Source organism: Rhizobium sp. NZLR10 (assembly GCF_019685125.1).
In the GTDB taxonomy this organism is placed as follows: domain Bacteria; phylum Pseudomonadota; class Alphaproteobacteria; order Rhizobiales; family Rhizobiaceae; genus Rhizobium.
In genome coordinates this window covers 454,157-471,584 of sequence record NZ_JABDWE010000002.1, presented here as the reverse complement: position 1 = coordinate 471,584, position 17,428 = coordinate 454,157, and the positions used below count along the sequence as shown (strand labels likewise).

The following is a 17,428-nucleotide window of genomic DNA, read 5'->3' as shown; positions in this document are numbered from 1 at the left end:
GTCGTGACACTGTCCGGTCATCGCTTCGACTTTCGAAGTTCAGCACAACCTGCCCGGGCCGAGGTCTTTCCTTGAACTCCCGGTATGCCGTCCGGCACTTCGGACGGCTTTTTTTTTGACAGGTGGTCCTGTATGGCTGTGGCCTCAACGAGGCGATATTGAAATGAATGAGCAGACGGCCGAGCCGCATAAGGCGCCCGAACCTCCCGAGGTCCAGCCGCTGGCAAAGCCGCCGCGCGTGCCGGTCTTCAACCTTCCGCCGGCGCTGTTCTTCAGCCTTTGTCTGCTTGTTGTCATCTATGCGGTGCAGGAGCTCGTGCTTTCAGACGATGCGCTGAGTTGGCTATTCTTCACCTTCGGCTTCGTTCCCGCCCGCTATGTGATTCCACTGTCGCAGCAAGGGCTGGAGCTGTTCTGGACGCCGGTCACCTATTCACTGCTGCACGGCAGCGTCCAGCATATCGTCTTCAACGCCTTCTGGCTGATGGCCTTCGGCGCGCCGGTCGTGCGCCGCATCGGAACGCTGCGTTTTGTGCTTTTCTGGCTTTTTTCGGCCGTCGCATCGGCGGCCTTGCATGCGGTCCTGAACTGGGGAGATGTGACGCTGCTGATCGGCGCGTCGGGCGTCATTTCCGGGTTGATGGGCGCCGCCTGCCGATTCGCCTTTCCGGCCGAACGTCGGCCGATGCTGCCTGCGCATCTCAATGCCCGGCTTTCCATCGTCGAGGCGCTGCAGAGCCGCACGGTCGTCATTTTCATGCTGCTCTGGCTGGTCGGCAACGCCCTGATCGCCGTCGGCATCCCGCTCGTCGGCGATAGTGATCAGGCGATTGCCTGGGACGCGCATATCGGCGGCTTCGTCTTCGGCTTCCTGTTGTTTTCGCTGTTCGACCGGGCGCCGCGCCCACCGGGGATGGAAGCTGCGGGAACAGAGAAGGATCTGTTGCAATCCTGAGCCGGGCGGTGCACCATCGACCTATTATCCGCGATGGGGGGAGAAACCGCCGCGGATGCCTGTGACAAGTGTTTCACGGACATAGGAGGTTCGAATGACCAGTTCAGTCAAAGCAATCCTCGACCTGAAAGGCAGGGACGTCGTCACCGCCGGGCCGAACACCACCGTCGCCGAGGCGGCCGCCATCCTCAGCAAGAAGAAGATCGGCGCTATCGTCGTCGTCGGCATGGAAAACCGGATTTCCGGCATGTTCACCGAGCGTGACCTCGTGCATGCGATCGCCAAACACGGCAAGGACGGGCTCGACCAGTCGCTTGCCCAGGTCATGACTGCGAAGGTCTACCGCTGCCATGAGGAGACGACCGTCAACGAGCTGATGGAGCTGATGACCAGCCGCCGCTTCCGGCATGTGCCGGTGGAAAGCAACGGCAAGCTTGCCGGCATCATCTCGATTGGTGACGTGGTAAAATCTCGCATCGCCGAAGTTGAGCGCGAGGCCGAGGAGATCAAGGCCTATATCGCCGGCTGAGGTCTTGCCGGCCTCAAGCGCTACGGGCTTTCGGACGATATCCATCAGGGGGAGGTGGCGTAAACTTCCTGCATGCGTTTGATTTCGGGGAGTCTTGCCCTGGCTTCCTCGTAGCCGCGTTCGATCGCCTCGCCGGCCCGGTGGAATTCCGAAAGGCCGATGTAGCTCAGACGCGGCTGCAGCGAAATATCCGGCGGGTCGCCGGCAAGGCGGGCGCGGGCGATCCTATCCTGGATGATGTTGAATGCCTGCACCATGACGCCGGTCATGCCGAGACGGGCATAGGGCGCCTCTTCCTGCTTCTGCACTTCCTGCGGCGAAAGGCTGGCGTTGTGCCGGACGACGGCCGAGCGGCCATAGAGATCGTAATTGAGATTGACTGCGACGACCAGCGGCTGCTCGTAGGCGCGGCAGACGGAGACGGGGACGGGGTTGACCAGCGCGCCGTCGACCAGCGTGCGGTGATTGCTGCGCACGGGCTCGAAAATGCCGGGCAGGGCATAGGAGGCGCGCAGCGCGGTAATCAGCAAACCATTGGCGATCCAGACCTCGTGACCAGTATTGACCTCGGCGGCGACGGCGACGAACGGCCGGTCGAGATCCTCGACGTTCAAGCCTTCCAGATGTTCCTGCATACGCTTGGTCAGCCGCATGCCACCGAACAGGCCGCTGCCGCCGATGGTGAGATCGAGGAGGCTTGCGATCCGGCGCATCGTCAGCGAGCGGGCGAAACTTTCGAGTTCATCGAGTTTGCCGGCGAGATAGCAGCCGCCGACCAGCGCGCCGATCGAGGTGCCGGCAATCATGCCGATCTCGATTTTTGCCTCGTCGAGGGCGCGCAGCACGCCGATATGGGCCCAGCCGCGGGCAGCACCACCGCCGAGCGCCAGCGCGATCTTGATTTTCTTGATGGGTGCTGGAGGCGGGATCACCTCGATCGTGGTGGATATGGCGGTACCGGAACCTTCGCCTTCAGAGCTTTGACGATGCAAATTCCAGCTCAGCATGGCGCTCTCCCTCCCAGCAGAACACTTTGGGTCCCGATAGTGTGCCCGATCAGTTTCCAAATGGTATATAGAAGCGGTTTCTGGCGCAATAAGGAGCAAATGCCGGCGCGTTCGGCTTATTTCCCGTAAACGTCCTGCGGATCGAAATGACGCTCGTCGTCGACGATATCCAGCATTGGCTTTCCGTCTTGAAGCGTAATCGTCCGATAGAAGCAGGAGCGGCGGCCGGTGTGACAGGTGGCGTCGTGGCCGGCGACCTCGACTTTCAGCCAGATGGCGTCCTGATCGCAATCGGTGCGAATTTCCTTCACCGTCTGGAGATTGCCCGAGGTTTCACCCTTCTTCCAGATCTTGCCCCGCGAACGGCTGAAATAATGAGCCGTGCCGGTCTGGATGGTCAGCGCCAGCGCCTGGGCGTTCATGTGCGCCACCATCAGCAACTCGCCGTCGCCAGCGTCGGTGACGATCGCGGTGATCAGGCCGCGGTCATCGAAACGCGGCGTGAAATCGCCGGCGTCTTCCAACGCCGACTTGTCCTCGGATGGTTGATTGAAGATCATTTGACTCATCGCGGCCCTCCTGAGGGAGCCGGTATCAGCGGCTCCGCACCATGGTCATGAAACGGGCCTGATCGGCCGGCTCGGTCTTGAACGTACCCGTAAACGTCGTCGTCAACGTGGTCGAGCCCTGCTTCTGAACGCCGCGCATCGCCATGCACATATGTTCGGCCTCGATCAATACCGCGACACCGCGCGGATTAAGCGTATCGTCGATGGCCCGGGCGATCTGCGCGGTCATCGTTTCCTGCGTCTGCAGGCGGCGGCCATAAATCTCGACCACGCGGGCGATCTTCGACAGGCCGAGAACACGCCCGTCCGGCATGTAGGCGACGTGGGCCTTGCCGATGATCGGCACCATGTGGTGTTCGCAATGCGAGAAGAACGGAATGTCCTTGACGAGGACCATGTCGTCGTACCCGGCGACCTCTTCGAAGGTGCGGCCGAGCACGTCTTCCGGCGCCATGTCGTAGCCGGAAAAAAGCTCGCGGTACGCTTTGACGACACGGGCCGGCGTTTCGAGCAGGCCTTCGCGGGTCGGGTTGTCACCGGCCCAGCGCAGCAGCACACGAACGGCTTCCTCCGCCTCCTGCTGAGAGGGGCGATCGGAGTCGCGGTTGGTCTGCGGAAAGTTTTTTACGATGGCGTCCATGAACAATGGTCTCCTGGTCCGCACCGCGGACCCATCTGTCGGAATCGCCACTGGTCAATCCCATGCGGGAATTCATGCACCTTTGGCAGGCTCCGGGGCTTTCAAGGCGCATTCAACGCCCGTCCGGCACGGTTTCCCAATCAAACTTACACGAGGCCATTGCATTTTCATGGCCTTCGAACGACATACATATAGGAAGACGGCCATCGTATGTAAGTATCCTCAGATGACACGGTGTGTTTTTTGTTTCAATAACAATAACAGCCCTTATTGAGGCCGATCCGCAGTGATTTTGGAGCGGAAATCCGACATGGACGACATCTACAACAGCAAGATCCTCGAATTCGCCGGCAATATTCCGTTGACCGGCACGTTGGCGGAGGCCGATGCGAGCGCCCAGGCCTATTCGAAACTTTGCGGCTCGAAGGTGCGAATCTGGCTGAAGATGGACGGCGATACCGTGACCGGTTTTGCCCATGACGTGAAGGCCTGCGCGCTCGGCCAGGCCTCGTCCTCGATCATGGCCCGCCATGTCGTCGGCGCCACATCGGGCGAATTGCGCCAGGCACGCCAGGACATGCTTGCCATGTTGAAGGCGGATGGAGCGGGGCCCGAGGGACGGTTCGAAGACATGCGCTATCTGCTGCCGGTGCGGGACTACAAGGCCCGCCATGCCTCGACGATGCTGACCTTCGATGCGGTCGTCGATGCGATCGGGCAGATCGAGGCGAAACGGGCTGAGTTTGTCGAGGCGTAACGGAGATGTGCGAGTTCTGCGCCCTGCAGGCAAGCGATGAGGATGACGGCGGTGCCGCCGGACCTGAAAAACCGCGTGAAAAGGCCGCACACACATCCCGCAATTATACCGGTCCGTTCCGCAAGACTCCCGACCGCCTGCTCGGGATGGGTTTTATCCGCCTCTACCAGCTGACGCTTTCCAGCTTTGTCGGCAATTCCTGCCGCCATATCCCCACCTGCTCCGAATACGGCTATGAGTCGATCGCCCGCCACGGCCTGTGGGCTGGCGGCTGGATGACGTTGTTTCGGGTCGGCCGCTGCGGCCCGGGTGGCACCAGCGGCCTCGACCAGGTGCCTGAAGTGCTCGGCGATCAGTGCCGCTGGTGGACGCCGTGGCGGTATCTCTCCCTCGGACGCAAGAAAGGGTGGGCGCCATGAGTACCTTCATCGCCCTTCTGCACAGCATTGTCCTGACGCCCGATCGCCGCGTTATCATGCAGGATTTGCGCGCACTGGCCGAAGAGCTCGGTTATCGCGAACCGCGCACGCTGGTTTCCACTGGCAATCTGGTTTTCGAAGCCGACGATATGCGGCCGCACGAACTCGAGGTGACCTTGGAAGAGGGCTTTGAAGAAAAGTTCGGCAAACACGTCGATATCGTCGTGCGCAACGACTGCAGCTGGATGGCGCTTTGCAGCACCAATCCCTTCAAGGATGGCAACGCCGACCAGGTCATCGTCCGGGTGATGCGACTGCCGGTCGATCCGAAGAAGGTGGAGGCGCTGAAACCGCTGATGACGGAGGGACAGCGCATCGCCGTCGTCGGCGGCGATCTTTGGATCGATTTTGCCGGCAAACCCAGCCAATCCAAGCTGCTTTCGGCCCTGACGAACAAGCGGATAGGCGTCGGGACGATGCGTAACTGGAACACCGTGTGCGGCCTTGCCGAGATGATCATGTAGGCCGGCTTCTTCTTTACTCACGAGAGAAATCTGATTATCAGGCGGGAGCGCATCCAAAGACGGAGGCGCTGCCGTTGCAACCACCCGCATTCGTTGGCGGGACTGGACAAGGAGAATTTCGATGTCCCAAGCTATTTCCCTGACATTTCCCGATGGTTCCGTGCGCAGCTACGATGCTGGCGCAACCGGCCGAGATGTCGCCGAATCCATTTCCAAGTCGCTTGCCAAGAAGGCGGTCGCCATTGCGATCGACGGCACCGTGCGCGACCTTTCCGATCCCGTGACGACGGGCCGGATCGAGATCATCACCCGCAACGACGACCGCGCCCTGGAACTTATCCGCCACGACGCGGCGCACGTCATGGCCGAAGCGGTGCAGGAGCTCTGGCCCGGCACTCAGGTGACGATCGGCCCGGTCATCGAAAACGGATTCTACTACGACTTTGCCAAGAACGAGCCCTTCACGCTCGACGATCTGCCGAAGATCGAAAAGAAGATGAAGGAGATCATCGCCCGCAACGCCCCCTTCACCAAGCAGGTCTGGTCGCGCGAGAAGGCCAAACAGGTCTTCGCCGACAAGGGTGAGCAGTACAAGGTCGAACTCGTCGACGCCATCCCGGCAGGGCAGGATCTGAAGATCTATTACCAGGGCGACTGGTTCGATCTCTGCCGCGGCCCGCATATGGCCTCGACCGGCCAGATCGGCAGCGCCTTCAAGCTCTTGAAGGTCGCCGGCGCCTACTGGCGCGGCGACAGCAACAACCCGATGCTGAGCCGCATCTACGGCACGGCCTTCGCCGAGCAGTCGGAACTCGACAATTATCTGCATATGCTTGCCGAAGCCGAGAAGCGCGATCACCGCCGCCTCGGCCGCGAGATGGATCTCTTCCATTTCCAGGAAGAGGGCCCGGGCGTCGTCTTCTGGCACGGCAAGGGTTGGCGCGTCTTCCAGACGCTGGTCGCCTATATGCGCCGCCGGCTAGCCGGTGACTATCAGGAAGTCAACGCGCCGCAGGTGCTCGACAAGTCGCTGTGGGAGACCTCCGGTCACTGGGGCTGGTACCGCGACAACATGTTCAAGGTGACGGTTGCCGGTGACGACACCGACGACGACCGGGTTTTCGCGCTGAAGCCGATGAACTGCCCCGGCCATATCCAGATCTTCAAACATGGGCTGAAATCCTACCGCGAGCTGCCGATCCGGCTTGCCGAATTCGGCAACGTCCATCGCTACGAGCCGTCGGGGGCGCTGCACGGGCTGATGCGCGTGCGTGGCTTCACGCAGGACGATGCGCACATCTTCTGCACCGATGAGCAGATGGCTGCCGAATGCCTGAAGATCAACGATCTGATCCTCTCGGTCTACAAGGATTTCGGCTTCGACGAGGTCACCATCAAGCTCTCGACCCGGCCGGACAAGCGCGTCGGTTCCGACGATCTCTGGGACCGCGCCGAAAGCGTGATGATGAATGTGTTGGAGACGATCCAGCAGCAGTCGAACAACATCAAGACCGGCATCTTGCCGGGCGAGGGCGCCTTCTACGGGCCGAAGTTCGAATATACGCTGAAGGATGCGATCGGCCGCGAATGGCAATGCGGCACGACGCAGGTCGACTTCAACCTGCCGGAACGCTTCGGTGCCTTCTACATCGACAGCAACTCCGAAAAGACGCAGCCGGTGATGATCCATCGCGCCATCTGCGGCTCGATGGAGCGCTTCCTCGGCATCCTGATCGAGAACTTCGCCGGCCACATGCCGCTTTGGGTATCGCCGCTCCAGGTGGTGGTCGCGACGATCACTTCGGAAGCCGACACCTACGGGCTTGAAGTGGCCGAGGCGCTGCGCGAGGCCGGTCTCAACGTCGAGACCGATTTCCGCAATGAGAAGATCAACTACAAGGTCCGCGAACACTCGGTCACCAAGGTGCCTGTCATCATCGTCTGCGGCCGGAAGGAAGCCGAGGAGCGCACGGTCAACATCCGCCGCCTCGGCAGCCAGGACCAGGTTTCGATGGAGCTCGATGTCGCCGTCGAGAGCCTTGCCTTGGAAGCGACGCCGCCCGACATCCGTCGCAAGGCCGAAGCAAAGAAAGCCAAGGCGGCCTAAAAAACGCGTCTATCCGACAGCGCCGGACTTCGGCGCTGTCGGAAGCTGATCAAGGGCTGCGATGTTGCCGCCACGATCATGCAGCCAATAACCACGCTGCAATGCGCTTCAAAGAATTCTCCATGCCAATGATGGAACGCGCGTCTGGAACGCCTTTGATCGGCACGGTCGGGCGCGGTCACGAGCCAGTCTTGCCAGTGGCGCCGCCTAAACGGGCCGGACCCAAACATCTCGGCTGAGCCGAAAACCGCTCGCGACACAATCAATCGAGGCTTGTGTCGTCGCCGCCTTGCGGTGCGAGCTGTTCGTAGGAAGGGAGTGGTGCCACCGGCGCCGGCTGGACACCTGGTGGCGGCGGCGTTCCCACAGGCACTTGCTGCACCGTGCGGGCCGCATCGTTCACCGGCGGCTGTGGCTGCTGGTCCTTCATCAGAACCTCGACATCGGTGTTCCTGCCGGCGACGATGGTGAAATCGCGCTGGTAGATCTTGTCCTTGTTGCGGGCGACGGCGGAATATCCGCCTTCGGCGAGCACCATGGTCGGGAAGGCGCTGACGCTTTCGCCGACGCTGTCGCCGGCCGCCGTCAGGATCGACCATGCCGTATCGGCGATCGCCTCACCGCCGGCATCCGAGACCAGCTTGAAGGTGACCTGCGCGGCACGATGCTGGATCGTCGCCTCGGTCAGCTTGCCGGCTTCGACCTGGATGTCGGCGCGGATGACGGCGTTGACGCTGCCATATTCGGAGACGATGTGATAGGTGCCGGCATTCAGGCGGACGACGGTGTTCGGCGAGACATCGGCCATGACGAGGCCGCGCTCGCCGTCGTCGCGCACTTCCGAGGAATAGATCGAGAAGCTCAACTGATCGGGGCGGATGCGGGCATCGGTGCCGGAGACGGCATTGAGCAGCAGGCCGCCGGCATCGAGCACCATCACCTGCTTGTCTACCTCGCCATCAGCGGGCACGGTCAGTTTCTTGGTAACGCCGGCACGGCCGAAGGAAACGTTGACGAAATAATCGCCGGGAGCGAGCTGGAAGGCGGCGGGTCCGCCCTTGGCGCTGGCGATCAGCGGCAGCTTGCCGTCAGTTCCGGCGATCGGGCTGAAGACGTACCAGGAGAGGCCTTCCTCGACCGGCGTGCCGTCCGCCGTCAGCTTGGCTTCCATCGCAACGTTGCGCAGCTTGACCCCTTCGGGCGCCGTGCCGGGCGCGATGAAGGCATCGAGCTTCGGCATCTTCGGCGTCGATTCAAGCTGCTTGAATTCCTTGAAGGCATCCTGAGCGCCGGCGCCGAGCGGCGTCAGTATCATCAGGGCAATGGCAAGGCCGATGCGTGCAAGAGGCGAAATGCCAAACATCTGTTTCGTGAACCGATTGACTTCTGAAATCGCAAAGGCCACTTCAAGACCAACGCGATGGCAAATTCAAGACCCACCCTTTGCAGCAGCATAAAAATGGAAGTTTCTCCCGCATGAAATCCGATATCAAGCTGATCGACTACCTCGCCGTGCGCCGCTCCATCCCCGCTTTCCAGATGTGCGAACCAGGTCCGGAGAAGGCCGAGATCGAAGAAATCCTGCGTCTTGCCTCGCGTGTTCCCGATCACGGCAAGATCGCGCCATGGCGTTTCATCGTCTATCGCGGGGACCAGCGTGTGCGTCTCGGCGAGGAGCTTCTAAAGCTGGCACTCGCAATGAAGCCCGAGCTTTCCGAAGAGATGATCCAGGTCGAGCGCGCCCGTTTCACCCGCGCGCCAGTGGTCGTTGCCGTCGTCAGCAAGGCTGGGCCGCATATCAAGATCCCGGAATGGGAACAACTGATGTCGGCCGGCGCGCTCTGCTTCAACCTCATCCTCGCCGCCAATGCCAGCGGTTACGTTGCCAACTGGCTGACCGAGTGGTTTGCCTATGACGAGCGCGCCTATCCGCTGCTCGGCGTCGGCCCGGATGAAAAGGTGGCGGGTTTCATCCATATCGGCTCGACGACATTTCCGGCGATCGAGCGGCCGCGGCCGGAACTTGCCGATACGGTGACCTGGGTCGGCGGAGAGGACTGATGTTTTACACCACCGACAGCAACCGGCATGGGCTGGCGCATGATCCCTTCAAGGCGATCGTGTCGCCGCGGCCGATCGGCTGGATCGGCAGCAAGGGCAGGGACGGCTCGATCAATCTCGCGCCCTATTCCTTCTTCAATGCGGTTTCCGACCGGCCGAAGCTGGTGATGTTTTCCTCCAGCGGGCGCAAGGACAGCCAGCGCAATGCGGCCGAGACCGGTGTCTTCACCTGCAATTTCGTCAGCCGAAATCTCACCGAGAAGATGAACCTTTCCTCGGCGGCGCTGCCCTACGGCGACAGCGAATTCGATTTCGCCTGCCTGACGCCGAAGCCGGCCGAACTCATCGACGCGCCGTATGTCGGCGAGGCTTTCGCAGTGCTCGAATGCAAGGTGACCGAGATCATCGAACCGAAGACGCTGTCGGGCGAACCGTCCGAAAACGTCTTCATCTTCGGTGAAGTGGTCGGCATCCGCATCGACGAGGCGATCGTCAGGGATGGCCGCCTCGACATGTCGCTCGCCCGCCCCGTCGCGCGTTTGGGTTATATGGACTACAGCGAAGCCAGCGAGGTCTTCGAAATGTTCCGGCCGCATCTGCCGAAGGTTTAGATCCAGCCGCAAGGCCTACAAAGACTTAAGAAATATGGTGAACCAATCTTAAACCTTTTGTCGCTACGGTCGCAGCATTGAATGAAACGCGAGGGAATCGCGTTCAAGTGCTGGGGCGTCGTGTGATCATAGAAGCTTTCCTTCGTTGGATCGAAACGGCCAAGACCGGTGACCGGGCCCGGGCAGCAAACGCGCTCGGGCGAGCCTATCTTCAGTCCAAGATGACGGTGGAGGAGCGGGCGGCAGCCGAAATGGCGATGACCTTTCTGCTCGACGATCCGTCGCCGCGCGTGCGGTTGGCACTTGCCGAGGCGATCGCCTGGTCGCCCGATGCGCCACGCAGCCTGATTCTTTCGCTTGCCGAAGACCAGCCTGAGGTTGCCTGCCATGCGGTGACCTGTTCGCCGCTGTTGAGCGATGCCGATCTCGTCGATCTCGCCGCGCGCGGCAATGGCGCCACCCGCATGCTGATCGCGGTGAGGGCGCATGTGACGCGCCCGGTTTGCGCAGCGCTTGCGGAGGTCGGCGACGAGGAGGAGCTGCTCTGCCTGCTCGAGAACGACGGTGCGGCGATCTCCAGCCAATCGCTGAAACGCATCGCCGAACGGCTTGGCGACTGCTGCGACATTCGCAATCTGCTTCTCGACCGCAGCGATCTTCCCGCCGATGCCCGGCAGTTGCTTACCCAGCATGTCAGCAATGCGCTGGTTGGGCTACCGCTCGCACAGGCGGCGATCGGCCTGCAGCGGCTCCAACGCATCAGCCGCGAGGCGACGGAGGCTGCCATCGTGTCGATCGCCGGCGACATCGCGCCGCGCGAGATACCCGATCTCGTCGAGCATCTGCGCCTCAACGGCCGGCTGACGCCGTCCTTCCTGATGCACGCGCTCTGCGCCGGCAAGGTGGATTTCTTTGCGGGAGCGGTCGTCGAGCTGACGGGTTGCGGCGAGCGCCGGGTGCGCTCGATCCTGGCAACCGGGCGCATGCATGCGGTGCGCGCGCTCTACGAGTCCGCCGGCCTGTCCAGGGACATCAGCGTGATCTTCGTCGAAGCCACAATGCTGTGGCGTGACGCAGCAAGAAAAGCGCCGGGCAGCGTGCTCGGCAATGTCTGCGGCCGTCTTCTCGAAAAATTCCGCCATCACGACGCGCACGGCGCGGTCGGCGAGCTGCTCGACATGGTGGAAAAGCTGCATGTCATCGAACAGCGGCAATCGGCCCGCGTCTATGCGGCGCTTGCGGCCGCCTAAGCGCGTCGCATCAAATTTGATTCATGCGACGCGCTTTAGCCCTTTGTTTTTATGCATGTCGCTGTCCCAGAACCGCTGCACACTTCCGGGCGACATGCATTAATCGGCCAGCCGCGTGACGACCCAAGAATAGCTGGCGGAGACGAAATGCACCGGTTTGGCGAGCGTGTCCTTGACGCTTCTGCCGGAGGGCAGATGGTCGCGGACCTGTCCGGCAATGTCGTCGGCAAAACCACGCAGTCCCTGCGGGTGCTGTTCGGCCGCTTCGGGTGCGGCCGGCGTTACGGGCGCCGGTTTCGGCGGTTCGGCGGCAGCGACTGCTTTGGGCGCTTCGCAGACTGCGATCACCGAGGGATAGCTGACATTGGCATAGGTTTTCAACCGGCGTTCGGCTTCGGCATCGCAGGCGGCAACCGTCTCCCAGCGTTTGTCGACCGTCGCGACATAGCTGCACTGGCTGATGGAATCGTCGCAACCGAGAATGGTCATCGCGATCAGCACCGCTTGCATATTTTGCCTCCGTGGCTATTGAGCATGCCATCGTCTTAGAGGGCGCAATTCCAACCGAATGAAGGCAGGAGCATTAACTCTTGGTCATCTCCGGAAAAATCTTGCCCTGCGCCAACAGAAAGAGGCAGCATGTCCGTCACCATCGCCCTGGAGCCACCGCGTCAGGACGGCGTCATCCGCCTTCTCGATCTGTCCGATGCCTATGCGCAATCGCTCTATCCCCCAGAGAGCAACCATCTGGTCGACCTCTCCTTGCTGGAGAAGCCGTCGGTGAGATTCCTGGTCGCGCGCAACGGCGATGCGATCGTCGGCTGCTGCGCGCTGGTCGAGGCCGGCGACGGCACGGCCGAGATCAAGCGCATGTTCGTCGATCCAGAGGCGAGGGGGCTGCGGGTCGCCAGCGGCCTGATGAACGCGCTCGAAGCGATCGCTAGGGAAAAGCGGCTATCGGCGATCCGGCTCGAAACCGGCATCTACCAGCCCGAGGCGATCGCTCTCTACCGCAAATACGGATACCGGGACATCGAGCCTTTCGGCAGCTATCTGCCGGACCCGCTCAGCCTGTTCATGGAAAAGCGGCTGGGATGACGGTCTGCTAAGGCGGTTCAGCCTTCGGCAATACGGGGGATCGTCTTCGGCGATTCGGGGATTGCCGGCGGGGCCTGTTCGTCGATGAGAACCTGCGGCCCCGTCTCGCTCTTGTCGGCGTTGCGGGCCTCGTGGATCCATTCGCGCCAGATGGCGACGATCAACGCCATCAGCACCGGGCCGATGAAGAGGCCGAGGAAACCCATCGTCTTGACGCCGCCGACGAGGCCGAAAAAGGTCGGCAGGAAGGGCAGCTTGATCGGGCCGCCGACGAGCTTCGGCCGCAGCGTCTTGTCCACAATGAAGAGCTCGACGGTTCCCCAGACAAAGAGACCGATGCCGGCCACATGCGAGCCGCTTGCCAGCAGATAGATTGAGACCAGCGTGAAGGAGAGCGGCGCACCGCCCGGGATCAGCGCCATCACGCCAGTCAGCACGCCGAGTGTCACCGGCGACGGTACGCCGGCTATCCAGTAGGCCAGGCCGAGCACGATGCCTTCGCCGATCGCAATCAGCGTCATACCCATGACTGTCGAGCTGATTGTCGCCGGCACGACACGGGAAATGCGCTCCCAGCGGTTAGGCAGGATGCGTTCGCCGAGCATGTCGATCTGCTTGGAAAATGAAAAACCGTCGCGATAGACAAAGAACAGCGCGATCAGCATGAAGAGCAGCGTCAGCAGGAGATGGAAGGCGCCACCGCCGGCCGCAAGCACGGCACGGTAGATATTGCCGATATTGGCTCCGCTGACCGCCTGGATAACCTCGCCCAGGGCGCCGGGGCTGCCGATATATTTGGTCCAGACTTCATCGAGATAGGTGCCTGCCCACGGCAGCGCGACGATCCAGGCCGGTGTCGGGGCGCCGGCGCGGTTGGCGTGGATTGCCCAGGCAACCCAGGTGCGCACTTCACCCGTCGTATAGGTGACGGCAAGGCCGATCGGGATGACCAGGAAAGTGATGATCATGATGATGGCTATGGTCGCGGCGATCGTCGTATTGCCGCCGACGCGGGCAAGAAGCTTGCGGTAGAGCGGCCAGCTGGCGAACCCGATGACCAGCGACGCCAGCACCGGTACGAGGAAGCCGTAGAAGAAGTAGACACCGGCCGCGACGATCAGAACAAGCAGCCAGCGCGCAGCCGAAATGGAGGGAATCAGCGGCGTGCGTGTCGGTGCCGACGACCCGAGCCATCGCGGTTCATGATTGCTTTTCTGACGGTCGAACACACCCACGCGCGCCTCTTCTTTTTCTTGTACTCTGGTTATGGGCCATCAACCCGGCGGTTTCAAGGTCCGCACCGTGAAAGCGTATACAAAGCGTCGCCAATCGGCCGCCAGACCGAGCGTCTTACTGCTGCAGACGCCTGACAACCTTGAAGGCGTAGAATTGCGTCTTCTGGCCGGTCGAGAAATTGTTGTCGGAACCGAGAATGAGAACGTCGGTGCCGTCTTTGGCCTTTCCCAGCGACATGGCCTCGATATTGTCGGGGACGAGCCCGATCGCTCTCAAATCTAGGACCTGGCTCTTGCGGGCCGGGACGACGCGCTGGTCGTTTTTGGCGAGCGAAGCGATGGCGGAAACATCCGTAGCGTCGGCCAGATCCATCATCATGATCTTGATGGTGTTGCCGTAGCCCTGGGCATAACTGCGCTCGACGGCGAGCAGGCGATGGTCGTCGAGCGCAAGCATTTCAGACATACCATTGTCATTGCCGCCATCGGCCTTGGTGGCGGCCTGCGGGATCGGTGAGACCGGGTAGACATACTCGGCCTTCGGCTCGCCGCTCGCGCCGTCGTAGCGGATAATACGCGACAGGCTGCCCGACGTCAGCGAGGGGTTGGGGCCATCCTGATAGAGCGCGGCTTCGACACCGACGAAGACATAGCCGGAGGGCGCGACGGCGAGATCCTCGAAGGCGAGATTGTCGCGGATGCCGGTCGACTTGTCGGCTGTGGGAGCAAAGCCCTGCGGCAGCTTGAATTCGCGCACGAATGAGCCGTCCAGTGCTGTCACGCGGACGAAGGGTGGCAGCAGCGCCTTGCCGTCGCCTTCGCTGCCCCAATAGATGCCGTCCTTGCCGAGACGGATCGACTCTGGGTCGACGGTCCTGGCGGCGAAGGGCTCGCCGTTCTTGTCCTTCAACGTCACTTGGCTGACGACCGATACACCCTTGAGACCGGACGCGCCGACATCGACGTCGAGTTCATAAAAGCGGGCCGGCGCCCGTTCGGAGCGGTCGTCGCTGATGGCGAGATAGTGGCCGGTGACGGCATCGAAATCGAGGCCGGAAATGCCGCCGAATTCGACGCCGTTTTCCATGTGACCTGTGGGGATCACGAATTCACCGAGATAGGAGAGCGAAATGCCGGCGGCGCAATCGCCGAAGGGGCAGGCGGTCTCGAAGGTGGCGCCGATCTCAGTCGCGCGGATATCTGTGGCGCTGGCGATGACGGTGCTGGAAAGAAGAATGAAAGCGGCAGCCGCGAGAAAACGCTTGGTCATGGCAAAGATCCGGCAGGGGGTTGAAACGGTTCGAACCGGCGCAGCTGCTCCCCAGAGGGGAAGGCGCGCCGACCGCTTCATGCGCCGGTTGTTTGAAGGCCTTGTTACGGTTCTTCGTCAGTTCCGTGAAATCGCAGATGCTAAAATGCAGGCCGCGCCGAACCCACGTCTATCCCGCTCGCATATGTTTTAAATATCGAGGTTTTCGGCGAAGGCGGCGCGATCCTGGATGAATCGGAAGCGGGCTTCCGGCTTGGTGCCCATCAGATCGTCGACGGCGCTGCGGGTGCCCTCGAAATCCACCTCGTCGATCATGACCTTCAGCAAGGTGCGCTTGGACGGATCCATCGTGGTTTCCTTGAGCTGGGAGGCCATCATCTCGCCGAGACCTTTGAAGCGGCTGATCTCGACCTTGGCCTTACCCTTGAATTCCGTCTGCATCAGCTCGGCGCGATGATTGTCGTCGCGGGCATAGGCGGATTTCGACCCTTGGGTGATCTTGTAGAGCGGCGGCACGGCGAGGAAGAGGTGGCCGCCGCGCACCAGCTCCGGCATCTCCTGATAAAAGAAGGTGATGAGCAGCGAGGCGATGTGGGCACCGTCGACGTCGGCATCGGTCATGACGATGATGCGCTCGTAGCGCAGGTCTTCGTCGCGGTATTTCGAGCGCGTGCCGCAGCCGAGCGCCTGAATGAGATCGGCGAGCTGCTGATTGGCGCCGAGTTTTTCGCGGCCGGCGCTGGCAACGTTGAGGATCTTGCCGCGCAGCGGCAGAATTGCCTGGTTGGCGCGGTTGCGCGCCTGCTTGGCCGAGCCGCCTGCCGAGTCACCCTCGACGATGAAGAGTTCGGCGCCCTCGGCAGTATTCTGCGAGCAGTCGGCGAGCTTGCCGGGCAGGCGCAGCTTGCGCACCGCGGTCTTGCGGTTGACTTCCTTTTCCTTGCGGCGGCGCAGGCGCTCCTCGGCGCGCTCGATCACCCAGTCGAGCAGCTTGGCCGACTCGTTCGGATTGTCGGCAAGATAATGGTCGAAGGGATCGCGAAGCGCGTTCTCGACGATGCGCTGAGCCTCGACGGTCGCGAGCTTGTCCTTGGTCTGGCCGACGAATTCCGGCTCGCGGATGAAGACCGACAGCATGCCGACGGCCGAGATCATCACGTCATCGGTGGTGATCTGGGCGGCGCGCTTGTTCTGCGTCAGCTCGGCATAGGCCTTGAGGCCCTTGGTCAGCGCGATGCGCAGGCCCGCCTCGTGCGTGCCACCATCGGGCGTCGGAATGGTATTGCAATAGGAATGAACCTGCGGATCGCCGCCGTACCAGGTGATCGCCCATTCCATCGAGCCGTGGCCGCTCACCTTCTCCGTCTTGCCGGCAAAGATCTCGCGGGTGACGGTGAATTCCTTGCCCATCGTCGCCTGGAGATAGTCCTTCAGGCCGCCGGGGAAGTGGAAGACGGCCTTGTCAGGGACCTCGGACCCTTCAGGCAAAACGCCCGCCTCGCAGCTCCAGCGGATCTCGACGCCGCCGAATAGGTAGGCCTTCGAGCGCGCCATGCGGAAGACGCGGGCGGCATCGAACTTCATATGATCCCCAAAGATCTGGGGGTCGGGATGGAAACGCACGCGGGTACCGCGGCGATTGTGGACGTCGCCCAACTCTTCGAGGCCACCCTGCGGCAGGCCGCGGGAAAAGCGCTGGCGGTAGAGCTTGCGGTTGCGGGCCACCTCGACTTCGAGGTCGTCGGAAAGGGCGTTGACGACCGAGACGCCAACACCGTGCAGACCGCCCGAGGTCTCGTAGGCCTTGCCGTCGAATTTGCCGCCGGCATGCAGTTTTGTCATGATGACTTCGAGCGTCGACTTGCCCGGTACCTGCGGATGGTTCTCGACCGGGATGCCGCGGCCGTTGTCGGAGACGGTGAGATAACCTTCGAGGTCAAGATAGACCTCGATGAAATTGGCGTGTCCGGCGACCGCCTCGTCCATCGCGTTGTCGATGACTTCGGCAAAAAGGTGATGCAGCGCCTTTTCATCGGTGCCGCCGATATACATGCCCGGGCGCATGCGCACCGGCTCGAGGCCTTCGAGGACGCGGATCGACGAGGCGCCGTATTCGTCCGAATTCGACGCAGCGGGCGCCGGCCGGGCTGATGCTCCGGCAGTAGGGGGTGCGGCGGCGGGTGGGGCAGGGGCGGGCGCAGCCGTGACCGGTGGCCGCTCGGCGGGCGCGGCAGGCTTCTGCGCCTCCTCGCGTTTTTCAGAGAGGGGCATTCCGGAAAAGAGGTCGTTGCTATCGTCCATGGATCCGTTCAGATCTTCATCCTGTCTTGGGCGGGCATCCGCCGCCGACCCAAAATCACCGCATTTCATGTCACGTTTGCGAATCAGGCAGATTT

18 protein-coding genes are annotated in these 17,428 nt (G+C 61.9%); 10 read left to right on the top strand and 8 right to left on the bottom strand.

The features are described from left to right. Nucleotides 1-163 precede the first annotated feature (163 nt). Entirely contained in the window at nucleotides 164-955 is a 792-nt protein-coding gene (locus tag HJB82_RS05535; protein WP_207580557.1) for a rhomboid family intramembrane serine protease, read from the top strand. 94 nt (nucleotides 956-1,049) lie between these two features. Continuing rightward, on the top strand, nucleotides 1,050-1,484 hold the full coding sequence (locus HJB82_RS05530) for a CBS domain-containing protein (protein ID WP_164014594.1): 435 nt from the start codon (nucleotides 1,050-1,052) through the stop codon (nucleotides 1,482-1,484). 44 nt (nucleotides 1,485-1,528) lie between these two features. Here the strand turns inward: HJB82_RS05530 and HJB82_RS05525 are convergent, their stop codons facing one another. The 3 genes from HJB82_RS05525 to folE form a co-directional block, all read right to left on the bottom strand. Continuing rightward, nucleotides 1,529-2,491 carry a patatin-like phospholipase family protein gene (locus tag HJB82_RS05525; protein WP_207580556.1) on the bottom strand — a complete coding sequence of 321 codons (963 nt, stop codon included), beginning with the start codon at nucleotides 2,489-2,491 and terminating at the stop codon, nucleotides 1,529-1,531. A 116-nt stretch (nucleotides 2,492-2,607) separates the two neighbouring features. Beyond that, complete coding sequence (hisI, locus tag HJB82_RS05520) at nucleotides 2,608-3,060, bottom strand: phosphoribosyl-AMP cyclohydrolase (RefSeq protein ID WP_207580555.1); 453 nt, start codon at nucleotides 3,058-3,060, stop codon at nucleotides 2,608-2,610. 25 nt (nucleotides 3,061-3,085) lie between these two features. Further along, nucleotides 3,086-3,700, bottom strand: a complete 615-nt coding sequence (gene folE / locus HJB82_RS05515) for a GTP cyclohydrolase I FolE (protein ID WP_221139672.1) — start codon at nucleotides 3,698-3,700, stop codon at nucleotides 3,086-3,088. Between the two features lie 310 nt (nucleotides 3,701-4,010). On the opposite strand from folE, the gene HJB82_RS05510 reads away from it, so the two are divergent. From HJB82_RS05510 to thrS, 4 genes are all read left to right on the top strand, one after another. Beyond that, nucleotides 4,011-4,457, top strand: coding sequence for an iron-sulfur cluster assembly scaffold protein (locus tag HJB82_RS05510; RefSeq protein ID WP_207580554.1), 447 nt, complete (start codon nucleotides 4,011-4,013; stop codon nucleotides 4,455-4,457). Nucleotides 4,458-4,462: 5 nt separating this feature from the next. After that, on the top strand, nucleotides 4,463-4,876 hold the full coding sequence (gene yidD, locus HJB82_RS05505) for a membrane protein insertion efficiency factor YidD (protein WP_221139671.1): 414 nt from the start codon (nucleotides 4,463-4,465) through the stop codon (nucleotides 4,874-4,876). Then, nucleotides 4,873-5,400 (top strand): DUF1697 domain-containing protein, encoded by a 528-nt coding sequence (locus HJB82_RS05500; protein WP_207580552.1) that lies wholly within the window; start codon nucleotides 4,873-4,875, stop codon nucleotides 5,398-5,400. The genes yidD and HJB82_RS05500 overlap by 4 nt, the downstream gene beginning before the upstream one ends. 121 nt (nucleotides 5,401-5,521) lie before the next feature. Further along, on the top strand, nucleotides 5,522-7,507 hold the full coding sequence (gene thrS, locus HJB82_RS05495; RefSeq protein WP_207580551.1) for a threonine--tRNA ligase: 1,986 nt from the start codon (nucleotides 5,522-5,524) through the stop codon (nucleotides 7,505-7,507). 262 nt (nucleotides 7,508-7,769) lie between these two features. Here the strand turns inward: thrS and HJB82_RS05490 are convergent, their stop codons facing one another. After that, nucleotides 7,770-8,870: a hypothetical protein gene (locus tag HJB82_RS05490; protein ID WP_207580550.1), complete on the bottom strand. Its 1,101-nt coding sequence runs from the start codon at nucleotides 8,868-8,870 to the stop codon at nucleotides 7,770-7,772. 113 nt (nucleotides 8,871-8,983) lie between these two features. On the opposite strand from HJB82_RS05490, the gene HJB82_RS05485 reads away from it, so the two are divergent. The 3 genes from HJB82_RS05485 (at nucleotide 8,984) to HJB82_RS05475 (ending at nucleotide 11,429) form a co-directional block, all read left to right on the top strand. Further along, nucleotides 8,984-9,568, top strand: a complete 585-nt coding sequence (locus HJB82_RS05485) for a nitroreductase (protein ID WP_207580549.1) — start codon at nucleotides 8,984-8,986, stop codon at nucleotides 9,566-9,568. Further along, nucleotides 9,568-10,179 (top strand): flavin reductase family protein, encoded by a 612-nt coding sequence (locus HJB82_RS05480; RefSeq protein WP_207580548.1) that lies wholly within the window; start codon nucleotides 9,568-9,570, stop codon nucleotides 10,177-10,179. Before HJB82_RS05485 ends, HJB82_RS05480 begins: the two co-directional genes overlap by 1 nt. A gap of 107 nt (nucleotides 10,180-10,286) precedes the next feature. Then, a complete protein-coding gene (locus tag HJB82_RS05475; RefSeq protein ID WP_207580547.1) occupies nucleotides 10,287-11,429 on the top strand; it encodes a DUF2336 domain-containing protein in 1,143 nt (380 codons plus the stop codon). A 99-nt stretch (nucleotides 11,430-11,528) separates the two neighbouring features. Here HJB82_RS05475 and HJB82_RS05470 read toward each other — a convergent pair whose 3' ends face one another. After that, nucleotides 11,529-11,939 carry a hypothetical protein gene (locus HJB82_RS05470; RefSeq protein ID WP_207580546.1) on the bottom strand — a complete coding sequence of 137 codons (411 nt, stop codon included), beginning with the start codon at nucleotides 11,937-11,939 and terminating at the stop codon, nucleotides 11,529-11,531. A gap of 129 nt (nucleotides 11,940-12,068) precedes the next feature. Between HJB82_RS05470 and HJB82_RS05465 the strand changes: the two genes are divergently transcribed. Further along, the gene (locus HJB82_RS05465; RefSeq protein ID WP_207580545.1) at nucleotides 12,069-12,527 is read left to right on the top strand and encodes a GNAT family N-acetyltransferase; all 459 of its coding nucleotides are present in this window, start codon (nucleotides 12,069-12,071) and stop codon (nucleotides 12,525-12,527) included. A 17-nt stretch (nucleotides 12,528-12,544) separates the two neighbouring features. Here HJB82_RS05465 and HJB82_RS05460 read toward each other — a convergent pair whose 3' ends face one another. The 3 genes from HJB82_RS05460 to parE all read right to left on the bottom strand — a co-directional run bounded on the left by HJB82_RS05460 (nucleotide 12,545) and on the right by parE (nucleotide 17,333). After that, a complete protein-coding gene (locus tag HJB82_RS05460) occupies nucleotides 12,545-13,762 on the bottom strand; it encodes an AI-2E family transporter (protein WP_221132643.1) in 1,218 nt (405 codons plus the stop codon). 115 nt (nucleotides 13,763-13,877) lie between these two features. Then, nucleotides 13,878-15,032, bottom strand: a complete 1,155-nt coding sequence (locus HJB82_RS05455) for an esterase-like activity of phytase family protein (protein ID WP_221116013.1) — start codon at nucleotides 15,030-15,032, stop codon at nucleotides 13,878-13,880. A 189-nt stretch (nucleotides 15,033-15,221) separates the two neighbouring features. After that, a complete protein-coding gene (gene parE / locus HJB82_RS05450; protein ID WP_207580542.1) occupies nucleotides 15,222-17,333 on the bottom strand; it encodes a DNA topoisomerase IV subunit B in 2,112 nt (703 codons plus the stop codon). Between the last annotated feature and the right edge of the window lie 95 nt (nucleotides 17,334-17,428).